The sequence below is a fragment of the Amycolatopsis sp. NPDC034160 genome (assembly GCF_055575355.1).
Genome location: NZ_JBVISU010000005.1, coordinates 91,068 through 105,501 on the forward strand (window position 1 = coordinate 91,068; position 14,434 = coordinate 105,501).

The 14,434-nt window shown below is 65.4% G+C and carries 13 protein-coding genes; 6 read left to right on the forward strand and 7 right to left on the reverse strand.

Annotated features, from left to right (window positions below):
* Positions 1 to 250 precede the first annotated feature (250 nt).
* Positions 251 to 457, reverse strand: a complete 207-nt coding sequence (locus tag ACZ54P_RS13865; protein WP_465461881.1) for a hypothetical protein — start codon at positions 455 to 457, stop codon at positions 251 to 253.
* A gap of 113 nt (positions 458 to 570) precedes the next feature.
* Here ACZ54P_RS13865 and ACZ54P_RS13870 point away from each other — a divergent pair, with 113 nt between their 5' ends.
* Together ACZ54P_RS13870 and ACZ54P_RS13875 are read left to right on the forward strand one after the other, a co-directional pair.
* Positions 571 to 699 carry a hypothetical protein gene (locus ACZ54P_RS13870; protein WP_465461882.1) on the forward strand — a complete coding sequence of 43 codons (129 nt, stop codon included), beginning with the start codon at positions 571 to 573 and terminating at the stop codon, positions 697 to 699.
* A 72-nt stretch (positions 700 to 771) separates the two neighbouring features.
* Positions 772 to 1,008, forward strand: coding sequence for a hypothetical protein (locus ACZ54P_RS13875; protein ID WP_465461883.1), 237 nt, complete (start codon positions 772 to 774; stop codon positions 1,006 to 1,008).
* A gap of 179 nt (positions 1,009 to 1,187) precedes the next feature.
* Here the strand turns inward: ACZ54P_RS13875 and ACZ54P_RS13880 are convergent, their stop codons facing one another.
* The 3 genes from ACZ54P_RS13880 to ACZ54P_RS13890 form a co-directional block, all read right to left on the reverse strand.
* On the reverse strand, positions 1,188 to 2,513 hold the full coding sequence (locus ACZ54P_RS13880) for a hypothetical protein (RefSeq protein WP_465461884.1): 1,326 nt from the start codon (positions 2,511 to 2,513) through the stop codon (positions 1,188 to 1,190).
* Positions 2,514 to 3,783: 1,270 nt separating this feature from the next.
* Positions 3,784 to 5,007, reverse strand: coding sequence for a NucA/NucB deoxyribonuclease domain-containing protein (locus ACZ54P_RS13885; RefSeq protein WP_465461885.1), 1,224 nt, complete (start codon positions 5,005 to 5,007; stop codon positions 3,784 to 3,786).
* Entirely contained in the window at positions 5,004 to 5,921 is a 918-nt protein-coding gene (locus ACZ54P_RS13890; protein ID WP_465461886.1) for a hypothetical protein, read from the reverse strand. The genes ACZ54P_RS13885 and ACZ54P_RS13890 overlap by 4 nt, the downstream gene beginning before the upstream one ends.
* 509 nt (positions 5,922 to 6,430) lie before the next feature.
* Here ACZ54P_RS13890 and ACZ54P_RS13895 point away from each other — a divergent pair.
* Positions 6,431 to 7,414 (forward strand): helix-turn-helix domain-containing protein, encoded by a 984-nt coding sequence (locus ACZ54P_RS13895; protein WP_465461887.1) that lies wholly within the window; start codon positions 6,431 to 6,433, stop codon positions 7,412 to 7,414.
* 290 nt (positions 7,415 to 7,704) lie between these two features.
* Here ACZ54P_RS13895 and ACZ54P_RS13900 read toward each other — a convergent pair whose 3' ends face one another.
* Both ACZ54P_RS13900 and ACZ54P_RS13905 read right to left on the reverse strand, forming a co-directional pair.
* Positions 7,705 to 8,481, reverse strand: coding sequence for a hypothetical protein (locus tag ACZ54P_RS13900; RefSeq protein ID WP_465461888.1), 777 nt, complete (start codon positions 8,479 to 8,481; stop codon positions 7,705 to 7,707).
* A gap of 273 nt (positions 8,482 to 8,754) precedes the next feature.
* Entirely contained in the window at positions 8,755 to 9,879 is a 1,125-nt protein-coding gene (locus ACZ54P_RS13905) for a sugar ABC transporter substrate-binding protein (RefSeq protein WP_465461889.1), read from the reverse strand.
* Between the two features lie 716 nt (positions 9,880 to 10,595).
* Between ACZ54P_RS13905 and ACZ54P_RS13910 the strand changes: the two genes are divergently transcribed.
* Together ACZ54P_RS13910 and ACZ54P_RS13915 are read left to right on the forward strand one after the other, a co-directional pair.
* On the forward strand, positions 10,596 to 10,943 hold the full coding sequence (locus ACZ54P_RS13910) for a hypothetical protein (protein WP_465461890.1): 348 nt from the start codon (positions 10,596 to 10,598) through the stop codon (positions 10,941 to 10,943).
* A gap of 379 nt (positions 10,944 to 11,322) precedes the next feature.
* On the forward strand, positions 11,323 to 11,697 hold the full coding sequence (locus tag ACZ54P_RS13915) for a peptidase inhibitor family I36 protein (protein WP_465461891.1): 375 nt from the start codon (positions 11,323 to 11,325) through the stop codon (positions 11,695 to 11,697).
* 459 nt (positions 11,698 to 12,156) lie between these two features.
* On the opposite strand, the gene ACZ54P_RS13920 is transcribed toward ACZ54P_RS13915, so the two are convergent.
* Positions 12,157 to 12,975 (reverse strand): NAD(P)H-binding protein, encoded by an 819-nt coding sequence (locus ACZ54P_RS13920; protein WP_465461892.1) that lies wholly within the window; start codon positions 12,973 to 12,975, stop codon positions 12,157 to 12,159.
* An 81-nt stretch (positions 12,976 to 13,056) separates the two neighbouring features.
* On the opposite strand from ACZ54P_RS13920, the gene ACZ54P_RS13925 reads away from it, so the two are divergent.
* Entirely contained in the window at positions 13,057 to 13,977 is a 921-nt protein-coding gene (locus ACZ54P_RS13925) for an AraC family transcriptional regulator (RefSeq protein ID WP_465461893.1), read from the forward strand.
* Positions 13,978 to 14,434 lie beyond the last annotated feature (457 nt).

The following is a 14,434-nucleotide window of genomic DNA, read 5'->3' on the forward strand; positions in this document are numbered from 1 at the left end:
AGCCAGGGGCGGGCCGTTGGTTCACCTAGCGACACGCCGAGTTTTGAGACCAGGTCTAAAGCCGCACTAGGCACACCGCACCGTCTGCGGCATGAGCGGACAGTCACGTCCGCAGGAACGTATCCGTTAGGTCGAGAGTCGGTTGAGTCCGCACCAATGTCTGGCCACGGCAACCTTCCGCGTAGTACTCCACCACGACGGCCTGGCCGGTCTTGCGGTCGTCGACCGTGAGAAGGGTCGCTTGTTCACGTTAGACATCGACAATCAGGGCTGCCGCCCGTGTGTACCGAACGCGGACGCTGTGCTGAAGCACGTCCCAGGAGACATGGAGCTCCTCGGTCACGGATACGGGCAGCCGCACCTCTCGCACCCATTCGTCGCCTGATGCCTCTTCGGTCTGCGGGAGAACGCCGAACGCGGAGAGCCACACGTCATCATCGGCAACCACGAATTCCACCCGGGAAGGCTACTCACTTTCCGACTATCACTCTGATCGCGGCATGAGAGTGCGTTCCCGTTGGCCACGGAACGTCGTTGCAGATGTTGGCCTGGCTAGGTCATGATCGCGCCGTGGAACTCGATTGGGGCTCTTTTCGTCAGCTGTACGAAGGGTTGCTTGATCACGATGACGGCGTCGCCGGGCGTCGGGCGTACCTGAGCGGTCAGCGGCTGACCGCAGCCGAGCATCTGGCCGAGTAGGAGCCGCTGCGGAAACGTGAGCGGATACCTGCCGGCGGCTACTCTGGAGACGACGAGCAGTTGTGGCGGATCATGAAGCTGTACGGGCTCAGCCGCGTCAGCGACTACCTGATCGAACGGTTCTGCACGCAGGGAGAACCGCCCACCGAGTTCGGCGCCACCGGAGAACGTGCCATCACCAAGCGCAGCGTCACCAGTGGGTTGAACTCCGACGGGCTCCGACAGGCGACAAATACCGGCATCTTCGAAGATCGGACACACCTGACTGCAGTGAGGGACCAGCACCGGCTCGACCGCGGCCGCCCCTAAAACTGACTCCGGATACCGGACCCGACCACCAGCCGGGCCCACTCGCCGAGGATTTTCGTTACACGAAGCGTCATAAGTTGGGCGGGAGGAGGGATCGTGTGGGAACAACAGCGGGGCAGGTTCGTCGGCGGCGACATCACCGGTGTTGCCGGTGATGTCGCCGCCGTTGAGCTCACTGGTCAGCAGGTGCAGACGCCGCCGTTGTTGATTCCGGCGACGCCGTTGCCGCCCGCGAGACCACTCGCGCCGGACGGGGTGGCGATGGTGTCCGCCCCGTCGTTGATGGTTCCAGAGTTCCCGAGACCGCCGGCGCCCGCGGCACCGCCGAGGCCACCAGGACCGCCGGGGCCACTACAACCGGTACCGCCGTTACCGCCGCCGGCACCGTTGCCACCCTTGCCGCCTGCCGCGGTGATGTTGTCGATACCGGTTCCGCCGGTGAGCGTGCCGGAGTTCCCGATCCCACCGGCACCACCCGCGCCGCCGACACCGCCCGCTCCGCCCGGCTGGACGGAAGCGGAGCCGTTGCCGCCCTTGCCACCGACGCCACCGTTACCGCCGAGCCCTCCGTTGGCCTTCAGCGTGTCGACACCGGCACCACCGTTGACAGTCCCGGAGTTTCCGACGCCACCGGCACCACCGGCACCGCCGACGCCACCGGCTCCGCCACCATGGCCGCAGCCAGCGACGCCACCGGCCGCGCCGGTACCTCCGGCACCACCGTTGACAGTCACGTTGTCGAGCCCGACATCGACGAGATCATCGTTATAGGCTCCCGAATTCCCGACACCACCGGCCGCACCCGCGCCACCGATACCCCCGGCACCCGCACCACCGGCGACACCACCGCCGTTGCCACCGAGGCCACCAAGACCGCCGTTGCCGCCCCTGCCCGCGGTGAGGACAACAGTGTCGCTACCGGCACCACCGGTGACGTTCCCGGCATTACCGGCGCCTCCGATCCCGCCGACCCCGCCACTACCTCCGGCGCCACCGGCGCCGCTGGCGAAGCCGATCCCGCCCTGGCCGCCGTTCCCGCCGTTGCCTCCCGCACCACCGAGGACGGTGACGCTGTCCGTGCCGTCACCGGCGTTGATGACCCCGGTCGTCCCCACACCGGCACCGCCGACGGTTCCCGCTCCGCCGTCGCCACCCGCGGTGCCCGCGGGCGTACCCGCGTTACCGGCCGCTCCCGGAGGGCCATTGGCTCCCAGTAAACCGGTGACGCCGGTCACCCTGATCGTGTCGTTCCCGGCAAGACCGTTCACGGTGCCGTTCACCGCGCCGCCGGTGATGGTGATGATGTTGTTCCCCGTGGTGCCGTCCAGCACCTGGCCGGCGGGAATCCCCGCGGTGCAAGTGAAGTTGGCGCCACTCTGGGTGCACCCTGGCGGGAGCGCCCACGCCTGCGAGGGAACCGCGAGAGCGAAGCCCGCGGCGGTGCCCACACCGATCAGAACCCGGCCGACCCGGCCTGCCGTACTGACACGTGCTGTCGATCTCATGATCAACCTTCCAAGGGATAAAAGGGATCCGGGACTGATGCCACGGACCTGCGAGGTGTGCGATGACCGAAAGTCCGGGGTCACTGCCCGATGCCGTGTTCGAAAGAGGATCGGGCCAAACCGGCACCCTCGACGTGCCAGACCCTTCGCTCCTTCACCGGAATTTGCAAGCGCAACCGTGGCCAGTCACCCATACGCGATCAAGACCACGAATGCCAGCGACCGCAGCCGACCGCAGCCGCCGACCATATCCGCCGTGAGACGCCCTCCCATCCGCCGCATACAACACTTTCGCCGCACGCCAGCCTCGGATCGAAGACAAACCGACGGAACTCGTTCGGCCCTCTCGCCAATCCGGCACATCCACCGGCCTCCCTCGGAGGTGAGGTCGGGGTCGCAGTGTGCGGATCCGTTGCGCCGAACTCGGCCGAGCGTGGACGACACGGTCTCGTGTCGGCCCCGGATGGTGCACGACCATTCGAGGTACAGCCATATCGGTTTCTGCGACCGCCGGAGTAAATTGCCTGTCGTACCCCTAGACCTCGGTTAATGACATAGCCATGAAGATCGCGGTTCAAGATCACGAACCGAGGTTTTCGTGCGAACGAGGCGAACGTCGACAGTTCGGTCCCGCAGCGGCGCACTGTTCGCACAGATCCTTATTCCGCCGGGGAGTCGTCGCCATCCTCACCGGCACCCTTGCGGTCCCAACTTTGTGGGCAGCTGTCCCGCTGACGGCCCACGCCGCCGTCAACTGTCGTCAGCCCCGGCGTGACCCAGACCGGTACGGTCGTGACCGGAAGCCCCGGCAACGACACCATCAGACCTGAACCACCCGCCTGGATGAGCACGTCAGCAGCCGAGAGGCCCTAGTCTGGCTAATCGCGCGCCCTGGACCGCGGCAGAGCTGTGATGGTGAAGCCGACTCGAGCGGAGTCACCAGGTGCCGACGGAAGACCCTCGACACGACCCTGTGAGGCCGAGGCGACGCCCGGCCGACCAGACTCCGATCGCCAGCCGGACCGCTGCAGGCACGCCTCAGCAGGGCGACGTCGTACTGGACAAGACACGCGCCAGCTTCTTCGGCTACACCGAACTTGATCCGCTGCTTCACGACCTCGGCGTCCAGCGACTCGTTGTCGCCAGGCCAGCCGGTTTACCTCTTGCACTCCGCGACGAGGCGCTCATGATTGATTACGCCGACGTGCCACATCTACATCGCGCGAAATCTGGTGCGGGGTGGCGAGACCACCCCGCACCAGAAGGTTCACTACCGGACGACGACGTAAAACGGGTCGCCGTCGAGCATGTGCTCGCGGCCGTACCAGTCACCGATCAGGTTGCCGCCCGCGATGTTGTGGCTGGCCGTGATACGGCGCACCCCAAAGGTGAACGGCTTCTCCTTCGCCAGCGCGGCGTTCTGATAAGTACTCGCGAAAGGGTACTCGTCACACTGCATCTTCACACCGTCCTTGACGGTGTACTTCGCCCCCCACGCGTCCACACAGGCCCGCCGTACCTTGCGTCTCGATCCGTCCTTCTTTCTCTCGACGTCGTACCCGGAGTAGAGGTACGACAGCGTTGATTCCTTGAACTTCCCGGGAACTTTCAGCGTGGGGTCTTTTCCAGGTGCGGTCTTCGTGATGTCCTCCTGCGCATCCTTGATCAACTGCGACGACTCGCCGTAGGTAGGACTATTGAGCTCGAACACCATCGTGGGCACTACCCCGGTGAACACGCATCGGCTGCCGCGGGTCGCGTACGTCGCGGAGTCGCAACGGAACCTCCCCTTGGGAGTGCGGGATGTGCCCGGAGGCGGGATCGGGCTGCTGAGCGATCTGTAGAAGTCAAACCAGAAGAAGCCGCGGAGTTCGTTCTGCCACTTCTTGTCATCGTCCGTGTTGCTCGGCACTGTCGTGGTCGCCGTGGTGGCGGTCCACCAGATCGGCTCACCGCCCGCCGCGCGCCACGCGCCAACGGACCGGTCCACCGGTACCGGGAAATAGTCGCACGTGCTCGTACGCTCCTGGTCATCGTTGCCGCACTCAAGTACGACCGAGAACGGGTTGTCGAAGAGCTCCTCACGCTCGCCCCGGATGTACTTCAGGCTGTAACCGAACTTGATCTCACTCCTCTTGTCCTGGGCAACGCCGATGACCGTCTCACGGAAGAAACTGCTCCCTACATGCACCACCGACCCGTTTACTAGCTTCTGGTATTTGAGTTCAAGCAGCTGGGTTCGGCAAATGTTGAATCTGTTCTTGAACCAGAAAGTCTCGGTCGCCTGGTGGTTCGCGATGCATTCGTCGAAGGTGACGTCGTCGACCGGCTTCAGCGCGTCATCGACGCGGGATTCCACAGTGGTTGTCGCCTCGGCCTGTTGGACCGGCTGAGGCTGGGGTTCGGCGGCTGTGACGGCCTGTGGGGTGACGAGGAGGGTGGCGACCAGGATGAGCACACCGGTCAGTTTCAGTGTCTTCATCGTCGCCCTCACGTGATCAGATCCATGCTGTTCCAGCCGCGGCCGACCTGGACCGGGTCCGCCAACATGGGATTGCTGTTCCAGCCGTTGAACCGGTAGAGGAGAAGATCCCCGTCCGGTTCGCGTTTGAGCACGTCTTCGTTGCCGTCACCGTCAGCGTCGATCAACGAGATCCAGTTGGTCGTCGGCTGTGCGAAGGTGTTGACAGGGGCGACTGTCTTGCAGTTCCCGTTGTAGGTGGCCTCGCCGTCGAAGGTGTTGGTGTGCGGACAGGCGTACAAGTCGCCGGTGGCCACGGATGCGGCCGCCGAGTCTGGGTTCTCCCGGCTCCAGCTCGGTCTCAGCTCCCACAACGACCTGCCCACACCGAGCTTGACCCGAGTCTTGAGGGTGCTTTGGCCGTCGAACGTGCCCTTGTGCGGGTAGACCCACCTGATGTCCTGGCCGTCGATGGTGACCACGTCGTCGAAGCCATCGGCCGTCACGTCCGCGAGCGTGATCCACCCTTGACTGTTCCAGCCCCTACCGATCTGCACCGGGTCACCGAAGGTGCTCAGACCGTTGAGCTTGCCGCTGTGCGGGAACACGAACAACGCGCCGTCCGTGGTCCGGCGGGCCACGAGGTCAGCCAGTGGCGCGGAGACGGTCTCGTACTCCTCGGTCTCACCGGTCATCTCGGCGACCCCGACCCAGTTGTAGCCGTTGAAGTCTCTCCTCACCTCTGTTCTGGCCGTGAAGGTGGTCATCCCCTGCAGCTTTCCGGAGCCCGGGTACACCCACAACGAGCCACCGTTCACGCCTGGTTGCCGGGAAAGCAGGTCGGGGATCCCGTCACCGGTCAGGTCGTGGGAATGGGTGCTCGCTCTCTGATCCCCGATGGCCGCCGTGCTCACGTCGGTGACCGGCGTGGCTGAAGACGTCGACACGGACAGCAGGCCGGCCCCCAACACAATCGCGGATGCAACCGCCCAGCGCGCTTTCATGAGCGTGTCCAGCGAGCGTGTTCGCCTCGGTGTACACCGGGCACGGCACCGCGTGCCGCGATTCGCGCAGAATTCACTCGATTTCCCTTCGGAAAAATAAGGCGGGGCCGGTTCAGCCATATGGTCGGCAAGCCGGCTTGGTCACTGGGTTGCACCGTTTCCGCCCAGTTAACTCGAATAGCACAGAACTCGGCTCCGCCTGACGAGCAAGTCGCATTTGCCCCCGGCACGCCGACATCGCCCAAACGGCCCCGTTTGGTACGCATGCCCGCTTGGCGACGAGTCCTGCACACATTAGGTCCCGATTTGACTCGGCGGGACTATCGAAAAGGCTTTCAAGCCGCACCTGAACGCCTCTTTTGTGTCGTGAGCATTTAATCAGGCGTGAACCTGTAAGTGAAAAGCATTTGAGCCAGTTCAAATCCACTGCGGGGACTGCTATCGTCGACCGGGTGTTCACGCTGCGGGTCGATCTCGAGACGGTGTCCAGGATGCGTTGGTCGCCATCACCGGCATCGGAGTCCATGGCATGGCTGAAACTCACCGTCGCCTCGGGCAGGCATCCAGTGTTCGGGGATCCTGGGACACTTGCTCGCGCGTCACTCGCCCATCGAGACGTCGCCCTGCTCGTCGACCTGCTTCCCCAAGACGGTGACACTTACCTGCCTGACCTGCTTACTCCGCAACCTGGAGCGGATACCCGGCGCGGTGACTTGATCGAGGAGCAAATCGCGCGGATCGAGGCAACCACACAGGAGGATCTCGAAAGCCAGGTGTTCACCTACACCCAAGCCCACTGGAGCAGGCCGCTGTCGACCGCGAGCCGTCGGCTGGCGGAGTCCGGGCGGATGCAACGGCGCTTGGCCAACGGCCTGGCCCAGTTCTGGCGAGTCGCGTTGTCCGACGGCTGGCCCGAAGTCAGCTCGATCGTCGACCAGGACATCTCGCATCGTGCGAAGTCCGTTGTGGGCCATGGTGTCGGCCGGGCGTTGGGAGAACTTCATCCCGATATCGGTTGGACCGGTGACGCGGTCACCCTTGTCAAGCCGTGGAACGGTGAGCTTGACATCGCGGGCCGGGAGCTGGTCCTCGTGCCCGGTGTGCTCAGCTGGCCTGACGTCATCGTTCAAGTCGATGTTCCCGGCGAGGTGGTCGTCTACTATCCCGCTCGCCGCATCGGCACGGGCCGCGACCACAAGCCGGGCGCAATCGCGCAGGTGGTCGGTTCCGCACGTGCGGCCTTGCTCGCGGACCTCGAAACCGCCCGATCGACCGCGGAACTCGCACGCCGGACCGGATACACCGCGGGCACCGTCTCCTACCACCTCAAAGCACTACATCGCGCAGGGCTCGTCAGTAAAGTCAGAGACGGACGCTACGTGCTCTACCAACGGACGCCCCAAGCGGTACTCCTCGTAGAAGGCAACCGCAACTAGCCTCCGCAAACACCGTCGTGGTCATGGCAGCGGTGTGCTTCGCTGGGGCGCGGCGGATGGCTCGGTTCGTCATGATCATGACGGGACTGGCCCGATGGTCTCCTGTTCTCTTTGATCAAGAGTCTGGACGGTGCCCGCTTCGCGCGCTCGATTCACGCCCACGCCCACATGGTCGCTTTGTCGGCAACGGCCGGCTCCGGGCTAACGACCGCGGGGACGGCGGTCGCCGTGCCCCAGTTCACCAACCGCCACGGCGGTATGGCCTGCTCGGAGTCTCCCCTGCGGGACGGTCAACGTGGCGAGATCCGCCGGGTTTCGACGACCTTGGAATTGTAGTGGGCGCCGTTGACGACCGTAGTCTCGACGAGTACCTCGAAGTGCTTCATCTTCTTCATCCTGCGGAGAAACTTTCGGTCTCCGAGCTTCTCCGCCGCAGCCGCGGTGCCGTGTTCCCAGCACCCCGCCACGACGACGATCTCCGATGTATCGGGAGCCAGCGGGTTCGGACTCCGGATGATCAAGGCATAGTCACTGACCGGATAACCCGACTCGTCGTACTGCGGAGTCAACACGTGGCCGGTGCTCAGGTCGCGCACGACAGCCGCCTCATGATCCAGGTCTTCAGCGAAAGCGTAGGAGGTCACTCCGTGCAGCTTCGCGAGCATCGTGCTCGTCACAGCATTGGCCACCGGCCCACCGATCAGGACCAGGTCCGAACTCAGCTCACGCGGCGACAACTGCTTCGACTCCGCGATCCTGCCAGCGAAGCCCAGCCCGCGAAGCTGGGCCTCGATTTCCACCAGCGCCCCGATATCACCCATGCCCACCACCCCCGCCCGGGCCCACCGCCGCTGGTGGCCGAAGTCATGAGCCCCCAAGACGATGAACGGGTGACGACCACCCAACGCCCGCCAGAATCTCCGCGCGCGAATCAGCTTGAGGCGCCGTCTCATAGTCGTCGCCAACCAGACCAGCACACCCCCGATGGCCGCCGCGATCAGATTGCTCGAGATATCGGGCAACGCTTGGACCAGCCAACCGCCGACACTTCCGACAGTCGACCCCATCCACAGCCACCCCTCATCGACGCGGTCCCATTCCCCCAGTCGGTTTCGGCCCGCATCCTGTTACCGCACCGCCGGTTTCGCTGTCGGGTCAAAGCGCTGTCGCCTGTGGCCGGCATCGAAATCGAAGCAGAGGAGGAAGCGCTCCGGAGTGGGGCGCGCGGATACGACACGCCGGTACCCCAGTTCCACACACGGGCGAGTCGGACCGTCGGCGATTTGTGCCGTGCCTTCGCACCGCCGCGACCTTCACAATCGGCTATGACAACCTTGTCGTCACTGGTTGGCCGACGTATTGAGCGACTCCGCTGACCGTGACGGCTGTTCTGCTTCGTAGACCTCCGGGTCCAGGATGGTGCGTTTCGTTGTCTTGCGGCGCTTGTGCAGCTTCTGCAGGACATCGACGACACTCTCGGCAAGGCGGTGGGAGTCTTGGACCACGGTGGCTCGCAGCGGGCTCGTGCCAGCGTCGATCAGGGTCCGTGCCTCGATGGTTCCATCCACGCCGATAACCACGGTGTCCGTCGTGGCAAGGGAAGTAGTCGCTCGGAGGGCGTCGACAACGCCCAGTGCCATCTCGTCGTTGGTGCAGAACACGGCATCCAGGCGACCGTGCCGCGAGTCGAGCGAGCGAAGGTGCGACAGCACGGCATCGTAGGCACGTGCGCGATTGAAGGCGCAGGTATCTACGACGGCGATCGAAACTCCGGGCAACTCGGACTGCAAGACTGCCGCACACCGGCTTTGCCGGGCCTGATGTTGCCCGCTGGCCACGATCAGCACGTGTGGCCGCTGTCTGTCGCCCTTGCGCAGGTGTGCCACCAGCCAACGGCCCGCGAGAGTTCCGAGGTCTGAACTGAGGTAGCCGACGAAGGCGGCGTTGCTCGGGTATTGATCCTCGTCGTCGAACGGTTCGATGTCGGTGAAGACCACCGGCAAGGTCAGTTCGGAGCAGAAGTCGATCAGATCCGGCCGGAGACGGTCTACTTCGGTCGCGACGATGACCCCACCGATGTAGCCGTGGCGCGCGGCCAGGATCCTGCGCAGGTGATGCGCCTGCGCGGCAGAGTCGTAGTCCCGATCGGGCACCTTCAGCACCAGGTCGATGTGGTCGCGGTCCAGCGTGCGGTGCAGGCGTTGCACGAAGCCCGCCAGCCAGTACTTCTGCCTGAAGGCCGACGTCACGAGGAATGCCCGACGTCCGCGACTGGCCCAGGGCACCCGCCACAGCAGTGGGGCCGTGGCCAGAACTCCCGCGACCAGAAGAGTCCACGCGGGCACCTTCGCGATCAACACATCGCCACGGATCATCGCGAGAATCCCGGCGAGGGCGAGACCACCGGTGACCGTGGTCAGGACGCCGAACCGTAGCGGAGTGCGATCGCGGTCCAACATCTTCATCAGGTTCCTCCCGGCCGGATGCCACCGCAAGGAGCCGACATGCCCCCACTTACCGCAATTATGGCTTGATGACTGGGTAGCCGGTCAGGAAAAGGTTTGTGCATCGCCGCGCGGTTCAGAACAAGAGGTTGAGACTTTGCGCGGGAATTCGGCCTGCTTGCCCAGCCGGGCGTAGCGGCGGACCTCGCGGTCCTCGTCTACGCATCCGACGTCGGCGCGGACGGACCGAGGGTGAGGCGGGAGTTCCTCCCTACACTGCAGGGCTTATGGCTGGATGCTGTACTACCCGTTCATCCAGGCGCCGCGGCCGGTCCTGGTGCGAGCTCTTCTTTACAGTGATTCGTTGTCCACGATCGTTCCCGAGACTGCCTCCGAGGAGGCGATCGACGCGGTTCCGGCCATGGTGCGGGAACGGATGCCCAGCTTCTACCGCCCCGTCCCGTTTTTGAGCAGCGGTGACCTGCACGATCCGTGGAGTTCCCCGCTGCCGGGGAATGAGGCGGAAACCGTGCTGGACGTCCTAGAGCAAACGTTGCCCAACCTCCCACCGGACGACCTGCTGATCCCTTCTGACGCCCCGATGGCGGTGACGATGCTGCTCACCTCGAAGATCAGCACCGGTCTCGCGGTAACGTTGGCAAACCGCGGCGTGGCCGAGCTCATCGACAGCACAGCGGTGCGGGTACCCCACAGTTCAGCACCTCGTCCTGTCGGTGATGGCCCGCTACATCTCGGGTCTGCGCCCGGACCTCCGGCCCCACACCGACAGATTCAGCGCGCACCGACTGGCCACCGCTCCCCGCTTCGACGCCGGTCTCCAGTGGTGTGGGGTGGTCGACCTCGGCGATCTGCTCCCGGTCCCTGACCCGGGCACCAGCCTGGAATCGATCGTGGCGTTCCGACAGCGGTACGACGACGAGCGGCGGGCGAGGGAGAGCAGTTCGGCGCCGTCCGCGGCCCGTTCACGCATTCCGCGCACTCCGTTGCCCGCGAGCCGGACTTCGGCCCGGTTCGCCGATGCGTGCCGCGCCACGTTGCTCAGCGACTCCTCGATGATCCGGTAAGCGGCGACCTGGACGGGCGACGGTGGCTCGGCCCGGCACGCTGACTACCTCTGCGAGCGCACAGACGGCATGCCCACCGAGGCGAACGCACGCCTTCGCCCCCTCACCGACGCCCGCCTTTGATGGCGCCGTATTCGAGAGCCCGGCGTACTTCGAGGGAACCCACTTCGTAGAGCTGCGATCGCCTGACCTCGTTGACCACGATGTGTCCAGTCTCGACCGGGACGACGTCATGACAGGCAGGTGCAGGGTGAAAGGAGCTCGGGGGCACCCGTTGATCGACGTTTGTTGATCGGCTTCCCGGTCCCGGCAGTGGACAACTCTTCTGCGGTAGATCTCGATGCCGATGCGGTGATCCGCACCGCCCGAAGGGAGACAAATGGCATCGAAGATCCGCAAAGTGACCTCGCTCGCCGCCGCGGCGGCCGCGGCCGTGGGAACGATGGTGGCCGGCGCCGGGTCGGCACAGGCCGCGGAGGAAGCCTATGAGTGCCCACAGCACTACATGTGCGCGTATGCCTGGCCCGGCGGCGACGGCCCCAGAATCGTTCTCATCAACGCGATCGCCGACTTGAGCAAATTCGGGGACGGCAGCATGAACGACCAGATCAGCTCCGGGTTCAACAACAACCCCGCGAACTCGTTCTGCTTCTACACCGAGGCCTACTACAAGGGTGCGATGTACGTGTCCAACCCGGGAACGAGGGGATGGTTCCCGCACAACGACGCGTACAGCTCGATCCGGATCTGCTGACCCCCGGTACCGGAAACGGCCCTCGCACATCGTCGCCGCAGTGCGAGGGCCGCTACGCGCCCTGGCTATCGACCCGAACTCCGCCCTGCCGCAAGCGGGTCAGCGGTGGTGACGCGAGCAGCCGTGCCGACTACTGCATCGGAAGACCGGTTATTGAGGGTAGGTCTGGTTTGAGGCTTCCGACGTGGGGTGGGCTGGGCTGGTCGTGAGTGGCGATTCGGGTTCTAACCCGAATCGCCACTCACGAGGCCCGCGCCGTCGTTGTCACTGGTGGTGCCGGGCCCCTGAGTCCTTTACGCCCTGGCCGCTACCCACTCCCGCCAACTCCACGGGACACATTCGCCTTACCCTCGAAGTACCGATCAGCGCCGGACGCGCCTGGGCGCTACACACCCGATGAACCCGAGCCGCACACGCACTGTGCCTCCTGCTCTACGACTCACCACACCCCGGCTGGTGTCACCTGGCCGCGCTACGGCCCCAGGTGGCCGTGGCGTAGTCGGCGAAGTCCATCGGGTCGCGGCCTAGCACGGTAGCGACGTCCGGGCTCACCGGCTCGTGCTCGCCGCGCCGGATCCTGCCGAACACCATCGCCAGCAGTTTCGCCCAGCTCTCCGGGACCCCGGCGGCTTCCTGCTCTTTGAGGAACTCGTCGTCGGTGATGTCGGTGAACGTCACCTTCCGCCCGGAGGCTCTGGCGATCTCCGCCGCCGCGTCACCGAAGCTCAACGACCGTGGGCCGGTGAGCTCGTAGGTCTGCCCGGTGTGGCGGGGATCGGTGAGCGCCGCCACGGCGACCGCGGCGATGTCGGTGGCGTCGATGAACGGCTCTCGCCCGCCGCCGGTCGGCACGCGCAGGTCGCCGGTGAGCACGTAGTCGCGGAACTGGCCGAGGTCGAAGTTCTGGTTGAACCAGCTCGGCCGCAGGATGGTCCAGTCCACACCGGACTCACGGACCGCGTGCTCCACGTCCAGCAGCTCCGGCAGCCCGTACTCCTCGATGCCCCGTCCGGACAGCGCGACCAGACGGCGTACACCGTGCTCGGCGGCGAATCGGATGAACGGCCGGGCCCCGGTGACGTCGTCGTCCGGCAACACCAGGTAGACCGCGTCGGCGCCGGTCACCGCGGCATTCCAGGTGGATTCGTCGGTCCAGTCGAAGCGCACCTCACCGGAGCGGGACGCGGATCGTACCCGGTGCCCCGCGGCACGCAGGCCGGAAACCACATGGCGGCCGGTCTTGCCGGTGCCGCCGAGAACCAAGGTCGTTGTTGTCATGAAATCCAGTCAACCGGTGAGGCGCGAGACAAAACATCATCGATCTGCTCAATTGCATGTCCATTCGTCTACGCTGCCATCATGGATCCTTTCGCCGACCTGGTTCGCGGCGTCCGTGCCGACGGCGCCCTACTGGGTCACTCGGTACTCACGCCGCCCTGGTCAGTGCGATATGTGCACGAGGCCGAGCTGACCCTCTGCGCGGCGGTGGAGGGCTCCGGCTGGGTGCTGCCCGCCGACGGCGAGCCGGTGCGGCTCATCCCCAACGCCATGGCCGTGGTCCGCGGGCCGGAGCCGTTCGTGGTCGCCGACGAACCAGGCCGTCACCCCATCGCGACCGTGCGCCGGGGTGAGCTGTGCACAGCCGCTCCGTCCGGCAAATTCGTGGTGGACAGCGCTGCCCCCGGCCCCCTGGTCACCGGTGGTGGCGCCACGCTCGTGGTCGGCGCGTATCGGGCGCCGGGCGAGGTGGGCAAGCGGCTGCTGGACGCGCTTCCCCCGGCGCTGGTGGTATCGGGCGAGTCCGTGCCGTTCCTGGAACTGAAGCTGTTCGTCAGCGAGGTGTGCTCGCTCGAACCCGGGCAGCAGGTCGTCTTGGACCGGCTGCTGGATCTTCTTCTCGTGTGCACGCTCCGGGCTTGGTTCGCACACGAGGACACCAAGCCGCCTGCGTGGTTCTCCGCGCTCGGCGACCCGATGATCGGACCGGTGCTGCGGGCCATGCACGCCGAGCCGGGCCGTCCGTGGACGGTGGACACCCTGGCCAAGGTCGCCAGCGCGTCCAGAGCGGCGTTCGCCCGGCGATTTACCGCGCTGGTCGGTGAGCCGCCCCTGGCTTACTTGACCGGCTGGCGGATGACGCTGGCCGCCGACCTGCTGCGCAGGCAGGGTACGTCGGTGGCGTCGGTGGCGAGTCAGGTCGGCTACGCGGACGGCTTCGCCTTCAGTTCGGCATTCAAACGAGTCCGCGGCGTGAGCCCGAGCGTCTACCGCGCGGGCTGAGCCGCAATGCCGTAACGGCGCACTGCCGGGGTCGGGGTGATCCGGCTCAGCCGCGCCGCGAACTCGAACAACAAGAAAAGCTCCGAACGCCCAGACCACGTCCGCGAGCATTCCGTAATGCCGGCGGGCAATGCGCTGTACCGCACCCAGGACAACGACGTCCTGGCCGTTCACGGCGAGTTTTGCCGAAAAGTATGCGGAAAACGCGCGCCTCATCGAGGGGTAAGGCAAACGTGGCGTTTTTGACCAGCCCTGTCGGGCCGTGTCCCTTACTGTGTGGATTTCGGGACGTTAGATGACCCGAAATCCCCACAGTCACGCACGATAGTCCCGGTGACCACGAAATCCCGGGAAGGTGCGTGGAAAAAGGGACACTCATCGCCCCTATTCCCACACACCCCCGCCAAGCGACGCCAACTTTGACCTATCCCCCAATAGATTACCGCCGCTCGGGAGG